The organism is Alteromonas sp. MB-3u-76, from assembly GCF_002831605.1.
Lineage (GTDB): Bacteria > Pseudomonadota > Gammaproteobacteria > Enterobacterales > Alteromonadaceae > Alteromonas > Alteromonas hispanica.
Window position 1 is genome coordinate 2,979,706 of the sequence record NZ_CP025115.1, and the last position, 21,237, is coordinate 3,000,942.

Annotated in this window: 16 protein-coding genes, 2 tRNA genes and 1 pseudogene; 8 read left to right on the forward strand and 11 right to left on the reverse strand. The window is 44.0% G+C overall.

The window, feature by feature from the left end; translation table 11 throughout:
- Nucleotides 1-75 precede the first annotated feature (75 nt).
- Together CW735_RS13320 and CW735_RS13325 are read right to left on the reverse strand one after the other, a co-directional pair.
- Nucleotides 76-152 (reverse strand) — tRNA-Arg (locus CW735_RS13320).
- Between the two features lie 48 nt (nt 153-200).
- Nucleotides 201-277 (reverse strand) — tRNA-Pro (locus tag CW735_RS13325).
- A 439-nt stretch (nt 278-716) separates the two neighbouring features.
- Between CW735_RS13325 and folD the strand changes: the two genes are divergently transcribed.
- The 6 genes from folD to CW735_RS13355 all read left to right on the forward strand — a co-directional run bounded on the left by folD (nt 717) and on the right by CW735_RS13355 (nt 6,818).
- On the forward strand, nt 717-1,571 hold the full coding sequence (folD, locus tag CW735_RS13330; RefSeq protein WP_100973265.1) for a bifunctional methylenetetrahydrofolate dehydrogenase/methenyltetrahydrofolate cyclohydrolase FolD: 855 nt from the start codon (nt 717-719) through the stop codon (nt 1,569-1,571).
- 20 nt (nt 1,572-1,591) lie between these two features.
- A complete protein-coding gene (locus CW735_RS13335; RefSeq protein WP_100972574.1) occupies nt 1,592-2,191 on the forward strand; it encodes a DUF1415 domain-containing protein in 600 nt (199 codons plus the stop codon).
- Nucleotides 2,188-2,904: a tRNA (N6-threonylcarbamoyladenosine(37)-N6)-methyltransferase TrmO gene (gene tsaA / locus CW735_RS13340; RefSeq protein WP_100972576.1), complete on the forward strand. Its 717-nt coding sequence runs from the start codon at nt 2,188-2,190 to the stop codon at nt 2,902-2,904. The genes CW735_RS13335 and tsaA overlap by 4 nt, the downstream gene beginning before the upstream one ends.
- Before the next feature lie 252 nt (nt 2,905-3,156).
- On the forward strand, nt 3,157-4,881 hold the full coding sequence (locus CW735_RS13345; RefSeq protein WP_100972578.1) for a proline--tRNA ligase: 1,725 nt from the start codon (nt 3,157-3,159) through the stop codon (nt 4,879-4,881).
- 40 nt (nt 4,882-4,921) lie between these two features.
- Nucleotides 4,922-5,770, forward strand: a complete 849-nt coding sequence (locus tag CW735_RS13350) for an MBL fold metallo-hydrolase (RefSeq protein ID WP_100972580.1) — start codon at nt 4,922-4,924, stop codon at nt 5,768-5,770.
- A 178-nt stretch (nt 5,771-5,948) separates the two neighbouring features.
- On the forward strand, nt 5,949-6,818 hold the full coding sequence (locus tag CW735_RS13355) for a phospholipase A (RefSeq protein WP_239059331.1): 870 nt from the start codon (nt 5,949-5,951) through the stop codon (nt 6,816-6,818).
- Nucleotides 6,819-6,826: 8 nt separating this feature from the next.
- Here the strand turns inward: CW735_RS13355 and CW735_RS13360 are convergent, their stop codons facing one another.
- The 6 genes and pseudogenes from CW735_RS13360 to guaB form a co-directional block, all read right to left on the reverse strand.
- On the reverse strand, nt 6,827-7,726 hold the full coding sequence (locus CW735_RS13360; protein ID WP_071980141.1) for a histone deacetylase family protein: 900 nt from the start codon (nt 7,724-7,726) through the stop codon (nt 6,827-6,829).
- Nucleotides 7,727-7,797: 71 nt separating this feature from the next.
- Nucleotides 7,798-9,420 (reverse strand): methyl-accepting chemotaxis protein, encoded by a 1,623-nt coding sequence (locus CW735_RS13365; protein ID WP_100972582.1) that lies wholly within the window; start codon nt 9,418-9,420, stop codon nt 7,798-7,800.
- Between the two features lie 366 nt (nt 9,421-9,786).
- Nucleotides 9,787-10,222: pseudogene (locus tag CW735_RS19935) on the reverse strand (integrase core domain-containing protein); the annotation flags it as partial.
- A 72-nt stretch (nt 10,223-10,294) separates the two neighbouring features.
- Nucleotides 10,295-11,044, reverse strand: coding sequence for a PEP-CTERM sorting domain-containing protein (locus tag CW735_RS13370; RefSeq protein WP_071980143.1), 750 nt, complete (start codon nt 11,042-11,044; stop codon nt 10,295-10,297).
- A 454-nt stretch (nt 11,045-11,498) separates the two neighbouring features.
- Nucleotides 11,499-13,076, reverse strand: a complete 1,578-nt coding sequence (gene guaA, locus CW735_RS13375) for a glutamine-hydrolyzing GMP synthase (RefSeq protein WP_071980144.1) — start codon at nt 13,074-13,076, stop codon at nt 11,499-11,501.
- Between the two features lie 190 nt (nt 13,077-13,266).
- Nucleotides 13,267-14,736, reverse strand: coding sequence for an IMP dehydrogenase (gene guaB / locus CW735_RS13380; RefSeq protein WP_071980145.1), 1,470 nt, complete (start codon nt 14,734-14,736; stop codon nt 13,267-13,269).
- A 100-nt stretch (nt 14,737-14,836) separates the two neighbouring features.
- On the opposite strand from guaB, the gene xseA reads away from it, so the two are divergent.
- Together xseA and CW735_RS13390 are read left to right on the forward strand one after the other, a co-directional pair.
- On the forward strand, nt 14,837-16,189 hold the full coding sequence (xseA, locus tag CW735_RS13385; protein WP_100972584.1) for an exodeoxyribonuclease VII large subunit: 1,353 nt from the start codon (nt 14,837-14,839) through the stop codon (nt 16,187-16,189).
- A gap of 62 nt (nt 16,190-16,251) precedes the next feature.
- Nucleotides 16,252-17,424, forward strand: coding sequence for a hypothetical protein (locus CW735_RS13390; RefSeq protein ID WP_157812696.1), 1,173 nt, complete (start codon nt 16,252-16,254; stop codon nt 17,422-17,424).
- A 133-nt stretch (nt 17,425-17,557) separates the two neighbouring features.
- Here the strand turns inward: CW735_RS13390 and der are convergent, their stop codons facing one another.
- The 3 genes from der to CW735_RS13405 form a co-directional block, all read right to left on the reverse strand.
- On the reverse strand, nt 17,558-19,006 hold the full coding sequence (gene der / locus CW735_RS13395) for a ribosome biogenesis GTPase Der (protein ID WP_071980148.1): 1,449 nt from the start codon (nt 19,004-19,006) through the stop codon (nt 17,558-17,560).
- Between the two features lie 308 nt (nt 19,007-19,314).
- Nucleotides 19,315-20,571 (reverse strand): outer membrane protein assembly factor BamB, encoded by a 1,257-nt coding sequence (gene bamB, locus CW735_RS13400; protein ID WP_100972588.1) that lies wholly within the window; start codon nt 20,569-20,571, stop codon nt 19,315-19,317.
- 42 nt (nt 20,572-20,613) lie between these two features.
- Nucleotides 20,614-21,234, reverse strand: a complete 621-nt coding sequence (locus CW735_RS13405) for a YfgM family protein (protein WP_071980153.1) — start codon at nt 21,232-21,234, stop codon at nt 20,614-20,616.
- Nucleotides 21,235-21,237: the final 3 nt, after the last annotated feature.

Here is a 21,237-nt window from a genome sequence, read left to right on the forward strand (position 1 = left end):
CTAGTTTACATGCGAATTGATAAACATGTAAACGTAAAGATTCTGCCAATTTAGTCAGGACCTACCTGACCCGCATGGCGCGCCCGGCAGGATTCGAACCTGCGACCCACGGCTTAGAAGGCCGTTGCTCTATCCAGCTGAGCTACGGGCGCTCGACGAATCTTATTGCAAGTTTTCTCACAAAGGTTATTGCAAGAAAATGGTCGGTGAGACAGGATTTGAACCTGCGACCCCTTGTACCCAAAACAAGTGCGCTACCAAGCTGCGCCACTCACCGACTGTGTAACTGCTTTCGAAGCGTTTTGCCTCTGTGCCGTTACGGGGTGCGAATATTACTGACTTGCCCCCACCTCGTCAAACACTTTTTTAAATAAAAAAAACAACCGCTCACAAAGCGCGCATTATTGTGTTTTTTTGAACAAAAAGAGTGCTTTTTAGCCAGAGCGAAAGATATTTTCTCGTTTAATTGTCCAAATTAAGACTGTTCACCGAAAACTAAATTAATTCATAAAAACTAAAGGGAATTAATCTTTGCTGTAGATTTAGCCCAAAATTCTTACAACAAAGCTCAGCATGCACGTATACTAACTGAAATTTTGTTCTCCAACGTATTTCAATGTAGAAAAACATCTCACTCAGAACACTTTCCTCTGGTTTCAGTTACCCGTTTTGTGAAACAATAAAGGTCAATCATTAATGACTTTATGACTGAAAATATGACCGCTCACCTTATTGACGGCAAATTAATTGCCAAACAAGTTCGCCAACATGTAGCTTCTTACGTCACCTCCTTAACACAAGCTAAAAAACGCCAGCCGGGTCTTGCGGTGGTATTGGTAGGTAGCGATGCGGCTTCACAAGTATATGTTTCGAATAAGCGTAAGGCCTGTGAGGAAGTGGGCTTCGTGTCTCGCTCTTTCGATCTCCCATCAGATACGTCGGAAGAAACGCTGCTTAAATTGGTGGATGAACTTAACGACGATAAAGAGATAGACGGTATTTTAGTTCAGCTTCCGCTTCCTGCGGGGCTTAACGCCGAACGAGTACTAGAGCGTATTCACCCTCATAAAGACGTGGACGGATTTCACCCATACAATATCGGTCGTTTAGCTCAACGTATTCCAGCGCTTCGCCCTTGTACGCCAAAGGGCATTATGACGATGATTGAATCAACGAAACGCCCGGTAAAAGGTTTAGATGCCGTTATTGTTGGCGCATCGAACATTGTTGGTCGCCCAATGAGCCTAGAACTATTATTAGCGGGCTGTACGGTAACAACGTGTCATAAGTTTACGCAAGATTTAAAGAGCCATGTTCAGCGTTCAGACCTTCTTGTGGTTGCGGTAGGTAAACCTAACTTTATCCCAGGTGACTGGATTAAGCCTGGTGCCATTGTTATCGATGTGGGTATTAATCGAGTAAGTGATGGTTCGTTAGTCGGCGATGTCGAATTTGATAAAGCGAAAGAGCGTGCGGGTTGGATAACGCCGGTTCCGGGTGGCGTCGGCCCTATGACAGTAGCCAGTCTTATCGAAAACACGTTAGAAGCTTACGTTAAGTACCATTCGTAAAAATTGGCAACTAATCGGTTATGAACTTGCCTTCACTCAACGCCCAAGCAGATCAAAATACCCATTTCATTGAGGCAACAATGAAATGGGTAGATGACATTGTGATTCGCCACAACTTTTGCCCGTTTGCTTCTTATGTGAGAACTCCTAACCAGATTCATTGCAGCGCAATAGCAGGCAATACAGGAGATGTATTAGAGGCGCTTTACGATGAGTTATCTCGGCTGGAAAAAGACGACTATATTGCGACCACATTAATGGTTCTGTCTAATAGTGTTTTTGCTGATTTTGATGAGTATTTAGATGTGCTCGCTATTGCTGAAGCCATGCTAAACGATTGGGGTTTTTCGAGTAAATATCAGCTTGCCAGTTTTCACCCTCATTATATGTTTGAAGGCAGCGATACGGACGCGCCTGAAAATTTCACTAACCGCTCACCCTACCCTATTTTGCATATCATTAGAGAGCGTGACATTTCTCGTTTTATGAAAAACGAAAATGACGCAGAAAAAATTTATACCCACAATATCGCAAAAGCAAAAGAGCTTGGATGCCCATACTTTCTTGAAACGCTGTCAAAAATAAAAGCAGATAACACAGTAAAAGACTGCGAAAAATGACGGCAGAAAACACGTTTACGATTCAAAAAATTGCCACTATTTCCACGCCGTTTAACCAAAAGTTTGGAATACCGCGTCAGCCCAACTTAAGTGTAGCGAAAGGAATTATTACCTTTGAGGACACCTTTGATGATGCTAATATGCTGAAAGGCATCGATAGCTATAGTCACCTCTGGTTACTTTTTGTCTTCCATCAAACAATAGACAGAGGCTGGAAAAGCACGGTTAAAGCGCCTCGTTTAGGCGGCAACTCAACCATGGGCGTTTTTGCCAGCCGCAGTACCCACAGGCCCAACGCTATAGGCATGTCTGTTGTAAAAAATAAGGGCATGCATCTCATAAATGGGAAAAAGAAACTCATGGTTGAGGGCGTAGACCTTGTTAATGGTACTCCCCTGGTTGATATAAAACCTTATCTTCATTACGCAGACAGTGTAGATTCCGCTACCGATAGCCTTAACCAACTTCGACCTATACCTCAACGAGAGGTGATTTTTGAGAATAGTGTAAAGCCTCAACTTACAGAGATAAGTCGCCGCCACAGTGACTTTACACAATTAGTATGTGATGTATTGGCGCAAGACCCACGCCCAGCCTACAAACAACCTTTAGATAACGACGACAAAACCTACAAAGTCTCGCTATACAACTTCGATATTAGTTTTATTTTAAAAGAAGGCACTGTTGTGGTTACGCAAATTGCTGCGCTATGAAAATTTTCGAGAAAGTACCTGTGAATATGTCTTTTTAACTAATTGTGCAGCTGTATCTAGAAAATTCCTCCAAGAAAATTCCTCAAACGCAGAATGGGTCTAAACCGTAGACGTTTCTCAACAGTTTTTTCAAAAGCTTTCTTCACTCAACATAGATTATTTCAACATAAAGCAACGAGTGTATAGCCTAATGGCTCTCACTTAATTAGAATAGATAAGATCACATTTTAATTTACAGGAATACTGGTTTACATGCGCACTAGTCAATATTTGCTCGCCACGCAAAAAGAAACACCCGCTGATGCAGAGGTTATCAGCCACCAGCTAATGTTACGTGCTGGAATGATTAGAAAGCTAGCGTCGGGGTTATACAACTGGCTTCCTTCAGGCCTTCGCGTTCTCAATAAGGTCGCTAATATTGTTCGCGAAGAGATGAACAAAGCCGGCGCTATCGAAATACTGATGCCTGTCGTGCAGCCGGCAGATTTGTGGGAAGAATCTGGTCGTTGGGAAGAATATGGACCTGAATTGTTGCGTGTAAAAGACCGCCACCAGCGCGATTTCGTGTTAGGCCCCACTCACGAAGAAGTTATTACCGCCCTCGTTCGCAACGAAGTTAGCAGTTATAAGCAGCTACCGCTTAACCTGTACCAAATACAAACTAAGTTTCGCGATGAAGTTCGTCCTCGCTTCGGCATTATGCGTAGCCGCGAATTTACGATGAAAGATGCGTACAGCTTTCACTTAGAGGATTCTTGTTTAGAAGCCACTTATCAGAAAATGTATGACGCCTACAGCAATATATTCTCTCGATTGGGTTTAGATTTTCGTGCTGTTATCGCCGATTCTGGTTCAATTGGTGGCAATCATTCTCATGAGTTCCATGTATTAGCAGAGTCAGGGGAAGACGCCATTGCGTTTTCTAATAAGAGCAATTACGCCGCTAATATTGAAATGGCACCGGCTACGGCCCCTGAGAAAGCATCTGCCTCTGGCGCTGCACGTGAAACCAAGCCTGTATCTGGTCACACTTTAGAAGAGGCTCTTGGCAGTATTGATATTGCAACTAGCAATGCGGTAAACGTGTTCGTGGTTAAAGGGGCTGAAACTAGTGAAGACAACGCTGACGCTGCTCTAAATAGCGATGAGAAGTGGGTTGCCCTTGTACTTCGAGGAGACCACACATTAAACGATATTAAAGCCGAAAAAATTGATACCGTTGCTACACCGCTTGTTCAAGCTTCTGCTGAAAAAGCGGCACAAGTGTTAGGTGTTTCTCCTTTATTTGCAGATGCAACCAGCCTGAACATTCCTACTTACGTTGATTCAAGTGCTGCAGCACTCGCCGACTTTACTTGCGGTGCCGGTGAGCAAAACAAATTAGCTATCAATTCAAATTGGCCTGAAGAGATAAACGCGGTTGATATTCGTAACGTAGTCGCTGGCGATATATCTCCTGACGGTGAAGGTACCCTTGAAATAAAGCGCGGCATTGAAGTTGGTCATATTTTTCAACTTGGCAGGAAGTACTCTGAAGCCATGAATTGCGGTGTTTTAAGCGAAACAGGTAAGCATCAAACGTTAACAATGGGATGTTACGGTATTGGTGTATCTCGAATTGTTGCTGCCGCGATAGAGCAAAATCACGATAAATTTGGCATAAAGTGGCCAGATGCTATCGCTCCTTTCAAAGTGGCTATCATTCCCATGAACATGCACAAATCACATCGCATTAAAGAAACAGCCGAAAAGCTGTATGAAGAGCTATCAGGCTTGGGAATAGACGTACTTTTTGATGATAGAAAGGAACGTCCAGGTGTTATGTTTAATGACATGGAATTAATTGGCATACCTCATAGTATTGTTATTGGCGAAAGAAACTTGGATAATCAACAGGTTGAATATAAAAATAGACGAACTGGCGATAAACAGTTATTAGATCTCAGTGCCGCTAAGGATTTCGTAGCCGCGCTCTAACATCTGACGTTGCCCGAACATTGAAGAACGGGGTGGGTATATGCGGTTAACATTTTACGGTGTAAGAGGGTCGATACCCACACCCGGAGCGGACTTTGTCCGCTACGGCGGAAATACAGCCTGTGTACATATAGAGCTTGAGGACGGCACGGATATCGTCCTCGACTCGGGTACAGGCATCCGCTTGCTCAGCCCCTATCTCATTCAAAAAACAACACCCATTAATATTTTACTTAGCCATAATCACTGGGACCACATTCAAGGCTTTCCCTTCTTTACGCCTATTTATCAAAAAGACAGAGAGATCAATATTTTTCCAGGACAGACCAATTTGGATGAGCCTGATCAGATCCTTAGGCAAATGGAAGGCTCTTTGTTTCCTGTTCCTAGAACTGCCCTTCATGCAAATATAATAATACAGCATCTTGATGCTCAGCAAGATGTCTTTTCTATTGGAAGTGCAACCATTAAGCGGGTTCCTATGAACCACCCGGGTAAAGGAAGCGCTTATTGTATCGAGGCAGATGGCTATAAAGTGGCGTACATCACTGACAACGAACTTTACCCTCCCTACAAGAAAGAAACTGATTTTCAAACGTTTGCTACCTTTGCCAGTAACGCAGATCTATTAATCCATGACGCTCAGTACATGGGGTCAGATATGCCCGCAAAGAACGGATGGGGACACTCTGTGGCAGAAGAAGCTGTTAAACTTGCTATGGCAAGTAACGTTAAACGACTCGCGCTATACAGTCATGACCCCGAAAGAACAGACGATGATATAGATTTTGTGGTTTCTCATTGTAATGACTTCGTATTAGCTGCAGAATCACCACTGCATGTCTTTGCATCAGCAGAAGGCCAAGTTTTGGACTTCAATCAACCGTAACTATCACCACGGAGAATAAAAGGTGACTTTAAAGCCTTTGTTATTTATAGCACCAGTCGTTTTATCACTCGGTGTTATCACTACTTCTGTCGCGCAAGAATCTCAAAAGTCAGATAGCCCTCAAACCTCTCAATCTACGGAATCACCCAAGTCTGAAGAATCGTCGCAAGATAACGATTTGTCTTCCGCTATAGAAGAAGGCATCGAGGTTATCGATATTATTAAACGAGACACCACAACTCAAAGTGCCCTCGATAGTCGCTTAGAAGGCGACAAAGAAGCGTTAGATAATGTATTTGCTATTACTCAGCATCGCCAAAATTACCTTCTCCCTTTTACTCATATAAAGAACCCTAATTCGGCGGGTAATCAAGATCTTACGGAAGAAAACGTTGACAGCAAAGAAGCAAAATTCCAGTTAAGTATGAAGCTACCACTTTACATGGAAGATACTGGTTTTGATGGCGTGTATTTTGGATTTACGCTTACGTCATTTTGGCAGTTATATAACAGTGAAGTATCGAAACCCTTTAGAGAAACCAACTACGAGCCTGAAGTTTTTTGGCAGAAAACCGGCGACTACTCAGTTCTAGGCTATAAGTTTAATACTTTTCAAGTAGGCTTCAACCATATGTCTAATGGGCAAAGTGGACTTCGCTCAAGAAGCTGGAACCGCATTTTTGCCTCAATTGTGTTTAGCGATGACGATGATATTTATTATTTAAAGACCTGGTACCGCGTGCCGGAAGATGAAAAAGAAGATCCTTTAGATCCAAGCGGCGACGACAATCCAGATATACAAGATTTTTACGGGCGATTCGAATTTGGTTATGGCCGTAAAATTGGCGCATTTAAAATGCTTGCGCTGTGGAGAAACAACTTAGATTTCAATGATAATCGAGGCAGCATTCAATTAGACGTGACCTATCCTATGTCAGATCGTTACGATCTTCTCATTCAATACTTTAATGGCTATGGAGATTCATTAATCGATTATAACCGTTCTCAAGAGCGTATCGGTCTTGGTTTTCAGGTTAAGTTCCTGTAGGTAAACGACTAGTCGATAACCCCTGCAGCTCGATAGAGTTGAATATGTACATCTACCAGCGCGTCAATATCGCGCTGGTAACCACCACCAATCACGGCAGCTATAGGTAACCCTTTGTGCTGCGCCAACTCAAATACCATTTTATCCCGCTCGTACACCCCTTGCGTTGTTATGTGTAGATGGCCTAAATCATCATTAACGTGTACATCAACGCCGGCATCATAAATTATCGCATCGGGCTGATACTGTCGGAAAGCCAGTGTAATAGCTTGTTCTAATGTCGATAAATACTCATCGTCTGCCGCCCCTTTTACAAAGCCAATATCAATATTAGAAACCTGTTTTCTATGTGGAAAATTCTTTTCACCGTGCAGAGACAAGGTAAAAATATCATTGTCATTTTCAGCCAGCTTGGCAGTGCCATCCCCTTGGTGCACGTCTAAATCGATAATCAGAACATTATCAATACCCGGGTGCGCCTGCATGGCCTTGGCCGCCAGATAAAGATCGTTAAACAAACAAAAACCCGAGCCAAAATCTGCAAAAGCGTGATGATACCCACCGGTCAAGTTTAGCGCTTTACCCGTTTCGATGGCGAGATTTGCGGTTAAGCATGTGCCTGCAACTGCCGTTCTTGTGCGCTCGATAAGCTGCTCAGACCAAGGAAAGCCTATGCGTCGCATGGCTTTTTTATCAAGGTTGCCGGTTGTGAGCTGCTGAACATACTCTGGGGAATAAAAACGCATTAGAAGATCGTTTTCTATTGGGTTTGGCTTACTGAACTGAGACGCGCTAATCCCCCGCCTCATTAGTTCATCTCTAATCCCCTTGTATTTCTCTATTGGAAACCGATGCCTGTCGGGAAGCGATAATTGACTGTAAATAGGATGGAACACCAGCGGGATCATAAACTATTGATTCTCTTCAGACTGTATTTAAACAAGCTTAATAACTTACGTTAAATACTGTCAAAGCCCGCTTAGCGGGTCAAACTGTTCACCACCTTTTCAACGTTGTGTGACATATTCTTCATTGAACGAGACATATCGTCGCGCTGTGCTAGTTGATGATAACGCTCAGCCGAAGACACAACATTGCTAATAATAGACTCTACCTGGCCCAATACGGCCTCTTGTTCATCCGCGGCTTCATTAAGCGCAACCACTACACTGGCGGTTTCTTGAATGTCTCTTACTACCGTGTTTAATCGCTCAAGCGCCGACTCAGCTTCGGCTGCATTGGTGTCTGAAAGCTGCTTACCTGAGGTCATGGCGGTTACAGCAGTTTTCGCTTCCAACTCAAAACTACTTAAAATATCGTTTATTTCTCTGGTAGATTGCTGCGTTTTAGCTGCAAGCGCTCTTACCTCGTCAGCAACAACCGCAAAACCCCTTCCATGCTCGCCGGCTCTCGCAGCTTCTATCGCAGCATTTAGCGCAAGCAGATTAGTTTGATCAGCAATTTCATTAATTACATTCACCACTTTAAGGATATTAGTACTGCGTGTTTGAAGATCAGTTACAATATCACTCGACTCTGTAACCGTTTGTGCAAGCTGCTTAAACCCAACGTTAGCTTTTTCGAACGTCTCATAACAGCTGGCAACGTTTTGCTCAGAATTATTAGTTGCAACGGCAACTTGGTCAGTAATCGCCACAAGGTTTTGCACGATACCTTTTAACTTATCAGTACTGGTATCTAAAGAGCGAGATGTCTCTCTTTGCTCGCTGGCCCCTTCCATAATGGATTGACTAACACTGTCTAGAGTAGAAAATGCGCCACTCATTTCCCTTTCCGCATCTTGCAACTGCTCTACAGATGACTTCAGCTTACTCTGCAACGCACGAGCTGAGTTAGCTAACACGCCTAGTTCGTGATTACTTGAATAGTTGAGTGAATAATCGTAATCACTATTTGCTAAATTTGAGATACAGGTAGCAATTTGCTTTGTTGGCTTAATCACCTGCGAACGCAATCTCGCAATAACATAGCTAAGAGACGCAATTGATAAAAGAACTGCAGCAATGAGGATAAGCCACAGCATATTACGAGTATCACTCTTGAGCGTTTTGATAGCGCCAGCTGACTGTGAGGCAATATCATCAGCAATGCTGCCTAAGAGCTTTGCAGGCTCTCTATCGATGCCGCGTACGTAACTATCCCCTACTTTTGGGTCGAATCCAGAATTCACAAAAGCCTCGTAACCTTCGCGATATTTTGTAGCCATAATACCGTGAGCTTTTTGAAACTGACGTATCTCTGTCTTGGCCTTTGCGCTAATTACGTCGTTTTGCAGCATCGCACTAAATTTTTTAGTGATTTCCTGCTCTCGAGCTTTAAATCGTTCCCAGTATTTTTCACGGTCAGCTTGGTTATGACCGCGAAGAAGCACATTTTTCCACTCTTGAACCTGTGTTTTAAACGTACTTAGCACATCGTTAACGTCGCGCTCAGACTGAACCAGCGTATTTTCAAGTTCATCAAAAGCATTTAACAGTGTGAATGACTTTAAAATTGACGCACCGTTGAGTAAAACAAGGAGAAAGAAACTGGCGAGAACGGGGGTAATGACCAAACGGCTTATGCTGGTGTACTTGAACACGATATGACCTTTAACTTAAAGATTAACAGCACTATTAGATGATATTTTCATGACAGTTGCGTTACGCTTAAGGTATAGCAGAGCATACTTATTACTTGCACTTTATACCTATTACTTTTTATGAAAGTGTTTTGGCTTAAAAATAAGTACCTAAAAACCTAAAGCTAAAACCAGCATGGCCTATAAACCTTCGCTTGCGTAAATATAGTTAAATATGGTTTAAAAGAAAGGTGCGGTAGAAATGAAAAAAGAGCCCTTTGGGCTCTTTTTGATTCGTTTTGCTAAAGTGGCTTATTAAGCTGATATCTTTGCTTATTGTGCCTGTTTTTTACAACTCCTGTCCACATTCCCTTAATTCACACAACTCTATATTAAAGTTTCCCAGTTTTTCTTGGTCTGTTGACGGTGGCAATTACCGAGACTTTCATGGGTTCGTTCTTCGTTATAATCCAGTCCCCAATACCAAGACTTTTCTCTGACCTGCCCGATAATTCCAACAAGTATGCATCTAGAAATTCTCTGCAGAATGAACCATAGGAGCGCTCAACGAAACCGTTTTGTTTAGGCTTACCGTGGCGGGATATATGTAGGCTAGCTTAACATAATTAGCTTGGTACTAATCAGTCAAGATAGCCGATATTAACCCGGTGCCATTATCCACACTAAGTTGCTTCGATAATCCTAGTACCGATTTTAATTGCTCAAGGGTTCGTACGACGATACGAACGGGTTATGAAATATAGACTTCGATAGCCATGGATTTCAGTGTCACTTTATCTACTACATTCAATGTTCTGAATCGTTACCCGCACATGCATAAAGGGGAGAAACTAGGTGTGTGCTGCTAGCGCACACACCAGACTAACTATCTATTTTATAATTTAATTCTACGGCGACTCGCCAAGCCTATTAAGCCAAGACCTATAATAGCCATTGAAGATGGTTCAGGCACAGCGTTAGCTGCACATTCTGGTAAAGTCGGATCTTGCGAGCATGTAACAATGTCAATTCCGCTAGTGATTAGGTTATCAACACCGAATCCAGCAATATAGCCTCCAGCATCAGTCTGATAAAATTCAACATTGTCAAAGGCGGTATCCGAAATTATTCCGAAAAAGCCTCGAGGAACAGCGTCAACGAAACGGTTATCAAATGGCGCGCTCTCAAATACTTGGCCCAAAACTGTCATTGCATAAGAGTCAGTAACATCACCGTCTAACCAATCAAAGCCAAAAACGAAACGCTCGGTGCTAAAGCTGATGTTAAAGCTAGGGCCACCATCACTACCGTTAATACCAAAAAAACGCGATCCATCTACGCTTTGAGAATCTGCGAATGTCGGTGTGAAGAAACTACCGTTTGTATCGACACTATCAACTACACCGATTTGATCGCTTGCTACGTCAGAAGAAGAGACGCTAAAGTCGCCTAAATCTAGATTGAACGCTGACGTGAAAAGATTTAAATCTTGGCCGTTAAAATCTTCTTCAATGGTAGAAAGACCATTCAAAGCGGCAATAAATGTGCTCCTGTCAGTGTAAGTCGTTATAATCGCTGAGTGTGCAACTGTGGGGAGCAGCGCTAGAGCGAAAATGACTGTAGATAAACACTTTCTTAATATCATTTTAGTTGTTCCTTTAATTTATAGCAATGTAACGATTGGCGGCCACTGATCTCAAAAAAGCAATTTTCATGCCAAGATATAAAATACTTTAAAGTCAACATTTTGTTGGTATTTGGTGAGTGGGAAAACTTTAATTTGTAAACAAACCTGACAGACAATGTTGCTGTGAAGTAAAGCGTCTTGCTTGGATAGGCATGCATTTATGCAAATCACGCTACCTATCATTACACAACTTAATCATTTATAAACTTTGACTTAGCGTCTAGTGTTTTTACAAAAGCGAGGTGTTCTTTTGTAATGGCTTTTTCTCTTGAGCATGAAAAGTCACACTAGCAACAATCGTTTGTAACGCTGCAGTGCAGTTAAAAGCCGAAAGCCTTGATAATCAAGGCTCTCGGTTTTATTAAAATTTTGAAGCAGCTACCCAACTGCGATTTTTAGTTGGTTAGCCCCCCTATTCCCACTCAATCGTAGCGGGAGGCTTGCCTGAAATATCATAAACCACACGGGATATACCATCGATTTCATTGATAATACGGTTAGACACTTTACCTAAGAAGTCATAAGGTAAGTGAGCCCAATGCGCCGTCATAAAGTCGATGGTCTCAACAGCTCGCAAGCTTACTACCCAATCGTATTTACGTGCATCGCCCATAACGCCAACAGAGCGTACCGGTAAGAATACGGTGAATGCTTGACTCACTTTTTGGTATAAGTCTGCGGCGTATAGCTCTTCAATAAAGATTGCATCGGCACGACGTAATAGATCGCAATACTCTTTCTTTATCTCGCCTAGTACACGAACACCTAAACCAGGACCAGGGAACGGATGACGGTAAAGCATGTCGTACGGCAAACCAAGCTCTAGGCCAATCTTACGTACTTCATCTTTAAATAACTCACGCAGAGGCTCAACAAGACCTAACTCCATATCATCAGGCAAACCGCCAACGTTATGGTGAGATTTAATTACATGGGCTTTACCTGTGGCTGAGCCAGCAGATTCGATAACGTCAGGATAGATAGTGCCCTGAGCTAACCACTTAGCATTGGCAAGCTTGCCGGCTTCTTCATCAAAAACACGAACAAACTCGTTGCCAATTGCTTTGCGTTTGAGCTCAGGATCTTCAATGCCTTCTAAACGCGCTAAGAAGCGTTCTTCTGCATCTATGCGGATAATGTTTAACCCAAAGTGGTCGCCAAACATTTCCATTACCTGATCAGCTTCGTTTAAGCGCAGTAGCCCATTGTCTACAAAAACGCAGGTAAGGTTTGTACCAATAGCGCGATGCAACAACATAGCAGTAACCGATGAATCTACACCACCGGATAGGCCTAAAATAACTTCGTCATCGCCTACCTTTTGCTTAATGCGCTCAATGGCATCTTCAATGATTGCGCCCGCTGTCCACAGTTTTTCGCACTTACACACATCCATAACAAAATGCGTTAATAACCGCATACCTTGACGAGTGTGAGTCACCTCCGGATGAAATTGAACTCCGTAGAACTGTTTTTCTTCATTGTACATTGCAGCATGAGGACAAGACGCAGTTTGCGCGATGGTCTCAAAACCTTCGGGAATAGCTGAAACTTTATCACCGTGGCTCATCCATACATCAAGGCGGGCTGCACCATTGTCGCCAATCGCATCTTCAATTTTATCGAGTAATGGGCTGGGCTTGATAACTTCTACCTGTGCATAGCCAAACTCTCGTTTGTCTGAACCAAGTACCCCACCACCAAGCTGATGCGCCATGGTTTGCATGCCGTAGCAAATCCCCAACACCGGCACGCCGGCATCGAACACGTAATCAGGTGCTCGGGGAGAACCTTCTTCGGTTACCGACTCTGGTCCGCCAGACAAGATAATACCCTGTGGATTAAATGCGCGAATTTGTTCTTCGGTTACATCCCAAGCCCAAAGCTCACAGTAAACGCCAATTTCGCGAACACGACGTGCTATTAGCTGTGTATATTGCGAGCCAAAATCCAAAATAAGAATGCGTTGAGCGTGTATGTCTGAACTCATAAAAAGCCTTTTTTTCTCTTTTCAACCACTAAGCCATATTGCATCGTATGGCATCGCATTGCGTCATATAGCGTGGCAAAGTGTTTGTAAACAACCTGTCCGAGGCGTGGATGCCGAGGCCAAGCTCCCATGGGTGGGTTTACAGCGTGGTTGTGTCAGACACTCTACCCACGCTGAACGGTAACTCGCCTTAACCTAGACGGTAGTTAGGCGCCTCTTTTGTAATGCTAACATCGTGAACGTGGCTCTCACCCATACCTGCAGATGTTACACGTACAAATTGAGCTTTGGTGTTAAGCTCTTCGATAGTCGCACAGCCGGTTAAACCCATTGCTGAACGAAGTCCACCCATTTGCTGGTGAATGATGTTCGCGATAGGACCCTTATAGGCTACGCGACCTTCAATTCCCTCGGGAACCAGCTTTTCAGCATTATTTGACTCTTGGAAATAGCGATCTGATGAACCGTGGCTTTGATTCATTGCGCCTAACGAGCCCATACCGCGATATGACTTATAATAACGGCCTTGGAAAAGCTCTACTTCTCCCGGAGCTTCTTCAGTTCCGGCCAACATGCTGCCTACCATTACGCAGCTAGCACCTGCGGCTAGCGCTTTTGCAATGTCACCAGAGAAGCGAATACCGCCATCCGCGATAACAGGAATGCCGGTTCCTTCAAGCGCTTCTGCCGCGTCTGCTACTGCTGTAATTTGTGGCATACCACATCCAGTAACAATACGCGTAGTACAGATTGAACCTGGACCTATACCTACCTTAACAGCGTCTACGCCCGCATCAGCTAACGCTTTAGCTCCCTCGCGAGTGGCAACGTTTCCAGCAATAATTTGCACATCGGGGTAGTCTTTGCGTACCTTCTTCACGCGGTCGATTACGCCTTGGGAATGACCATGAGAGGTATCAATTAACAGCACATCTACGCCAGCATTGACCAATAGTTCAATACGCTCATCGGTACCCGGCCCTACACTAACTGCAGCACCAACGCGCAAGCGACCTAAAGAGTCTTTACACGCATTTGGCTTATTTTCTGCCTTTTGGAAATCTTTTACTGTAATAAGCCCGGTAAGCTTGAACGCGTCGTCCACAACAAGGATTTTTTCGATGCGATGTTCATGCATTAAATCGAGCACTACGTCAGAACTAGCGCCCTCTTTAACCGTAACTAGGTCATCTTTGCCTGTCATTACATTGCTGATTGGAAGCTCTAGACGCTTTTCAAAGCGAAGATCCCTACCTGTTACAATACCTATCAGGTTGTTTTCTTCATCTGTCACTGGGAACCCCGAGTAGCCTTTGCTTTTCGATAGCGCAATGACATCGCCTATGGTGGCATCTTTCGTTACGGTAACAGGGTCAGATACAACGCCACTTTCATACTTCTTCACCTCAAGTACATGCTTTGCTTGCTCTTCAGGCGTCATATTTTTGTGAATAAAACCAATACCACCTTCTTGAGCCAAAGCAATGGCCAGCGGCGCTTCAGACACTGTATCCATAGCGGCTGATACCATAGGGATATTCATAGTTACACCGCGCGTAAGGCGCGTTTGTAAGTTAGCTGTATGAGGGAGGACGGTTGAGTGGCCAGGAACTAGCAACACATCGTCAAAAGTAAGGGCTTCTTGGATGATACGTAGCATGCAACAACACCTATTCAGTTGAGGGTTAATTGCGGCGTGATTGTAGTGTTTTTTGGTTTTAAGGTAAACTCTATTTGTATTAAACCCAGTGATTTTTTTTATGTTTACAAATTCGCCATCAACATCTCGACAAATTTTAACAGTCACCAAGCTAAATCGATTAGCTCGAACCGTACTTGAGGGCGAAATTGGCCTAATTTGGCTGTCCGCTGAAATATCCAATTTTGTGTGTGCGGCATCCGGACATTGGTACTTCACGTTAAAAGACAATAAAGCCCAAGTGCGAGCAGCCATGTTCAAAGGTGCTAACCGTTCGGTACGTCAGCGCCCGAAAGAAGGCGATAAAATATTAGTGAGAGCGTCGGTGGGTCTTTACGAGGCTAGAGGCGACTATCAATTAGTTGTCGAACATATGGAGAGCGACGGTGAGGGTGCGTTAAAGCAAGCTTATGAAGCGCTTAAGATGAAACTTCACAGCGAAGGCTTGTTCGATGCCGCCACTAAGCGAAGCTTGCCAACGCAAATAAATCGTATAGGCGTTATTACATCATCAAGCGGCGCTGCTCTGCACGATGTACTTAGTGTATTAAAACGGCGAAGCCCACAAACCGAAGTTATTGTGTACCCCTCTATGGTACAGGGAGAAACAGCTCCTACCCAATTGATTAATGCACTAAGAAAAGCAAACGAAAGAAATGAAGTCGATGTTTTGCTTCTTACTCGTGGCGGTGGTTCATTGGAAGACTTATGGTGTTTCAACAACGAAGCATTAGCTCGCGAAGTGTCTGACAGTGCATTGCCCATTGTGAGTGCTGTTGGCCATGAGGTCGATTTCACTATTTCTGACTTTGTTGCAGATTTGCGTGCCCCTACTCCATCGGCTGCAGCTGAATTACTTAGCCAAGACTCTCTAGAGATAGACCGAAAGCTAGTTCAGCAGCGAGAGCGCCTCAAAAGAGTCCTGTCGCACACTTTAGTGCACAATAAACAGAAGCTCGCTATTTTGCGCCAGCGCCTACAAAACTTACATCCGCAAAGTAAAATACAGCATCAATGGCAATCGCTAGACCGTTTGCAAATGCAGTTGCTTCATCACATGAAACAAGATGTTGCTAAAGCAGACAGAAAACTACAATCGCTCATAAATAGACTCAATACACATAACCCAGTGCAACGACTTACGCAGTCTAAAAGTGCCCTCAACTATGCTCAAACAAGATTGGTTAATGCCACCACTGCGCTATTGAGGAATAAGAAAAATCGCCTGGCATCTGGAGCGTCTCTACTTCAATCGGTAAGCCCCCTGTCTACGTTAGCGAGAGGCTATAGCATTACGTTGGCGAATAAATCTGCCATTACTAGTGTTGAAGCGGTAAATACTGGCGATACAATCACAACTCGGGTGACGGACGGTGAAATAACCAGTACAGTAACTAAAACTCGGAAAGAATAGTTCATCAACATGATAGTTAAACAGTATTGTCCATACGGCATGATTTCTAAGTTGCCAATTCAATGATGAATTGGTGTCGCAAGGAGTTAGCGATAAATGCCGGTGCTTCGCAAAAAGCATCCCGACTCACACTGCTTAAATTGGGGATGGCATTGGGGATGACATTGGGTAGGCAAGCGTGTTTGGTAACGACTTGTTTGGCCTTGCTTGCTCACACCGCTAGTACTAAAGCTGTGGCTTCAGGTATAAATGCTGCCACACAAGATTTGATTAACGCGAGTTCAAGCTCTAGCGTTATAGCCGTTCCAGTATCTGCATTTTCCACTTATCCGTCGTCTCTTGTTGTAAGGCAGTGTGAAGAAAACACGTTAACAGAATCGGCTGCAGAAAATAGTGCATGCCAAGAAGACATCATTGCGCCAGATACATTTATTGACGCGCTCCGGGAATCGTCATTCTTCTCTTCTTTACATCCCTATGAAGAAAAAAGTGACTATCAGCTGCTTATTGCAAATGTGAGTAACGAAAATGCACACTTAGCGGAAATAACATTGCAGTGGCGCAGTATGGAGATAGCTTCACACGTGCTTCAAGTAAATGTGCCGAAAATTTCGCAAAACGGGAAAGCACACTATGCCGCTGAATTAGTAGCTCAATGGCGAGACCTCGCAATTAAGCAAAACTTATTTTCTGCCAGCTACCTTTACCAAGCACTTGACGCTAGCAACTACGAACGTGAACTTGTTGTGCCACAAACGGTGGGCGAATTCAAAAAACTCGACACTCAATTGTATGCAGACCCTTTTAGTGGGGCTATCACAAGATATGTTCACCCCACTTATGAAGAAGCGTTACTTGATATCATCGTATATCCCTTCACGCATAAGTTGAGCAAGGAGAATAACCTACTACTTAATGAGCAGTTGAAGGCAGATTTAGAAAAAACAGGTGAGATAGCCAAGGCGCAGGAATTGACGTTAACTCTTGCTAATCCAGCTGCGCCCTATAAATCTAAAGGAGAGGAAAACGGCTGGAGGCTGGGTATTGCAGCACAATCAGAAAAATCCCCCACGCTCTATGCGACAACTTACGTATTCAGAAAACACGATAAAATAATCAAGATAGCGACAACTTTTCCAGCTGACTTTTCCGACCCACTTGTCGACGAACTTATGCAGAACGTCGATGTGCCAAAAGAGTCGGTACTTATGCGAAGCATAAGAGAGTTACTTTAGCGCGAAGATAAGAGAGTTACTGTAGCGCGAAGCATAAGAGAATTACTTTAGCGCGGAGCATAAGAGAGTTACTTTAGCGCGCTGCACAATATAATTGCTCAAATGCAGCGCAAAAGTAGTTAGATCTAAACAGCTATTTTTTATCTTTATAAAACGACATCATTCGACGGCGTTTTCTTTGCTGAGCAAGGGTAAGATTATTCTTCTTACCTTCAAAGGGGTTATTCCCTTCTCTAAACTCAATTTTTATCGGCGTTCCCATGATCTCCAACGCCTTTCTGAAATAATTCATCAAGAATCGCTTATAGGAGTTAGGCAAGTCGTCAACTTGGTTGCCATGAATAACAATAACAGGAGGGTTATACCCACCCGCGTGAGCATACTTCATCTTCACGCGTCTTCCTCTTACCAGAGGTGGCTGATGGTCGTCCTGCGCCATTTCCATAATTTGCGTTAGTATTGACGTATTAATTCGCTTAGTCGCGCTTTGATACGCTTCCTGCACAGATGCAAACAAATTTCCCACGCCAGAACCGTGAAGTGCCGAAATAAAGTGAATACGCGCAAAATCAACAAAGCCTAGGCGTCTGTCCATTTCCCGTTTTACATCATCTTTAACATCAGTGCTTAAACCGTCCCACTTGTTTACCGCTAAAACCAAAGAGCGACCAGAGTTTAAAACGAACCCTAGTAGGCTTAAGTCTTGATCTGTAATTCCTTCCCTTGCATCAATTACCAACAATACAACGTTAGCTTCTTCAATAGCCTGAAGGGTTTTCACAATAGAAAACTTTTCTACCGCTTCATTAATTTTCTTGCGCTTTCTCACCCCAGCCGTATCGATAAGCACGTATTCGCGCTCATCTCGCTCCATTGGAATATAAATACTGTCGCGAGTTGTACCCGGCTCGTCGTATACCACTACTCGCTCTTCGCCTAAAATGCGATTGGTGAGCGTTGACTTACCAACGTTAGGTTTTCCTACAATAGCGAGCTTAATGGGTAAGTCTTGAAGCCGTTGACGCTGTGCTTCTGCGTCCTCTTCTCCTTCATGCTCAACCTCTTCTACAATTTCCATATCTGGAAATTCAGATTCAAGAGGTGCCAAGCCATCTTGCAACAACTGGCTTACGCCTCTACCATGAGCGGCAGCAATTTGCTTCACTTCACCCAGGCCAAGTTTATAAAACTCAGCGCTTTCACTGTCGCCGTCAATGCCGTCTACTTTATTGGCAACAATGAATACTTTTTTATTAATGCGACGAAGATGGTCCGCAATACCTTGGTCTGCCGGCAACAGGCCAGCTCTGGCGTCAACCAAAAACATCACAACGTCAGCCTCTTCAATGGCAAGAAGAGACTGCTGAGCCATTTCAGCATCTATGCCTTCTTCGTCTCCTGTTATGCCCCCGGTATCAACTACAATGAATTGACGTCTTTCGAATTTGGCTTGGCCATATTTTCGATCCCGCGTAAGGCCGGGAAAGTCTGCAACAAGTGCATCGCGAGTATTAGTAAGACGATTAAATAAGGTCGACTTTCCCACATTGGGACGGCCAACCAGAGCAACAACGGGTAACATTTATCAGATCCTAGAGGTCATGAAAGCTAAAAAGCACAAACCGCAAGCGTTAAACAACGAATTTATCCGTGCTAAAAATACCAGCACTTATGCTTCGTTTACTACTTGCGGTTTTTGAATGGGCGCATTATACCCTTTAAGGGGGTTAATACCAATTCAGATTAACAGGAGAAAGAAATAGCAAAGGGAAATACTTAAAAACAAAAAGCGCCGTTAAAAACGACGCTTTTTGAGTACTGTAAATGTCATGCTTTTCGAGTAAGGTTGTTTACTGTTTTTTAAGACAACTTACTCAGGGAGCGTTCAATTTAAGGGACATTCACCGACACCACCACACCATTACGTGTGACAGCAACAATAGAGTCTTCTACTACAATAGGAGCAGCATAGATAGCGTCGTCTTCATCGTCGCCACCCACATCCAAGCGAGCTACAACTTCTCCACTCTCTTTTTCTATCCAGTGTAGATAGCCCCAATTATCACCAACAACTACATACTCACCAACCGGTGTAGCTGCTGTTAGCGAGCGTTGCTTGAGCAGCCCCTGCGACCAAAGCTCTACGCCATTTCGTCTGTCTAACGCGTAAACGTTAGAGGTATTATCAACAACGAAGATTTGGTTGCCGTCAATGTTCAAGTTACGGAATGATGAATACTCACGTTTCCAAATGACACGACCAGAGCGCAGTTCTACTGCGGCAAGCGTACCGTTGTACGATACGGTATAGATAGTTCCGCCATACAGTACCGGCGTAGTATCAATATCTACAATCCGCTCTAGCTCTGTTGCGCCTGTTGGGGTTGAAATAACGGTTTCCCATGCCAGTACACCAGAGTCGATAAGATTCACCTGGATTTTTCCAGTAGGCGCTCCAACAATGACACCGCCATTCGACGCAATGGGACCGGAGATACCGCGTAATGTTAGTGGCGGAGTATCACCTTCATGACGCCACAGCTGCTCGCCGGTGCGAATATTAAAGCCGAATAAACTTCCAGCTCCGGTGTTTACCACCAAAATACCGTCATCGGCCGCAGGCGCTGCCAAAATTTCCCCAGGCACACTTGCATCCCACACCAAATCGCCTGTTTCGGCATCAAGGGCTGCGATATATCCGTTCTCAGTGCCAACGAAAAGGTGCTTATCAGCGACAAAGATACCGCCTATACGAGCGCTTTCGCCACTGCTCCACAAATTACTTACCGAACTAAGCATGCCTTCTGAGCGAAATGTAGCAAAGTTTTTCTCCCACACTACTTCGCCAGAGTCTGGCTTCATTGCCACTACGTTGCCGTGACGGTCTGCTGCATAAAGTTTGTCGTACGCGTATACAGGGGTTAGACGAGAAAAGTAATGATTTACCCCGTCGCCAATATCTCGCTCCCACTCTATGGCTGGCGAAAACTTCGCTTCAATGGGCTTTAAGCGACGAATTTCAAGTTCTTCTTCATCGGCAAACCAGTCTGAAACCGTTGAACATCCAGATAGAGTAATCGATACCGCCATCGCCATGGTAACAGCGCGAGCAAAACGACCTTTACGGCCACTGGTATTGTGAAACAAATTGCGTACCTCTTTAATTTTTATCAGCCTTTCAAAGCGCGATTACTGTGCTGCTTCAACAGCAAGATTATCGAGTTTCATCTGCAAAAGCGGATTGTTGGCATTTTCTTCTAGTGCACTTGAGTATGCTAAACGAGCTTCGTCGAACTTATCTTGCTGCTTATAGATATCACCTTTCAATTCCGATACCTGTGCAGAAAACGCTTCGTTTGCAACCGTGCCAAGCGTAGACAACGCAGCGTCAAGCTGGTTCATTTCAATTTGTACTCGCGCTAGTCGAACAGATGCTAGCTCTTTCATTTGAGCGTTGTCAGCAAATGTAATCACTTGATTCAAGTGAGATGCTGCCGCATCAAGATCGCCATCCTCAACTGCTTTTTTCGCTGCCAAAAGACTTGCAATACTAGCATAGCCAGTATCTTTATTTTCTTCGATGAACGCCTCTAAGCCAGCGCTGTTGCCTTGCTCAGAGAAGTTCTCTACCGCTTTTTGATAGGCGACTGAAGCGGCTTCTTTGCTTTCAGTTTGCATATCTGAATATTGGCGCCAGCCAAAAAGACCGCCTAAACCAAGTGCTGCACCGACAATAATAGCCGTGCCATGCTCTTTCCAAAAACGCTTAATCGCTTCTACTTGTTGTTCTTCTGTTGCGAACTGTTCCATGAT

Excerpts from the sequence above, each read along its gene's own strand:
- folD (WP_100973265.1), top strand. The coding sequence starts at position 717 with ATGACCGCTCACCTTATTGACGGCAAATTAATTGCCAAACAAGTTCGC.
- CW735_RS13335 (WP_100972574.1), top strand. The coding sequence starts at position 1,592 with ATGAACTTGCCTTCACTCAACGCCCAAGCAGATCAAAATACCCATTTC.
- tsaA (WP_100972576.1), top strand. The coding sequence starts at position 2,188 with ATGACGGCAGAAAACACGTTTACGATTCAAAAAATTGCCACTATTTCC.
- CW735_RS13345 (WP_100972578.1), top strand. The coding sequence starts at position 3,157 with ATGCGCACTAGTCAATATTTGCTCGCCACGCAAAAAGAAACACCCGCT.
- CW735_RS13350 (WP_100972580.1), top strand. The coding sequence starts at position 4,922 with ATGCGGTTAACATTTTACGGTGTAAGAGGGTCGATACCCACACCCGGA.
- CW735_RS13360 (WP_071980141.1), bottom strand. The coding sequence starts at position 7,726 with ATGATCCCGCTGGTGTTCCATCCTATTTACAGTCAATTATCGCTTCCC.
- CW735_RS13370 (WP_071980143.1), bottom strand. The coding sequence starts at position 11,044 with ATGATATTAAGAAAGTGTTTATCTACAGTCATTTTCGCTCTAGCGCTG.
- guaA (WP_071980144.1), bottom strand. The coding sequence starts at position 13,076 with ATGAGTTCAGACATACACGCTCAACGCATTCTTATTTTGGATTTTGGC.
- guaB (WP_071980145.1), bottom strand. The coding sequence starts at position 14,736 with ATGCTACGTATCATCCAAGAAGCCCTTACTTTTGACGATGTGTTGCTA.
- xseA (WP_100972584.1), top strand. The coding sequence starts at position 14,837 with ATGTTTACAAATTCGCCATCAACATCTCGACAAATTTTAACAGTCACC.
- CW735_RS13390 (WP_157812696.1), top strand. The coding sequence starts at position 16,252 with ATGATGAATTGGTGTCGCAAGGAGTTAGCGATAAATGCCGGTGCTTCG.
- der (WP_071980148.1), bottom strand. The coding sequence starts at position 19,006 with ATGTTACCCGTTGTTGCTCTGGTTGGCCGTCCCAATGTGGGAAAGTCG.
- CW735_RS13405 (WP_071980153.1), bottom strand. The coding sequence starts at position 21,234 with ATGGAACAGTTCGCAACAGAAGAACAACAAGTAGAAGCGATTAAGCGT.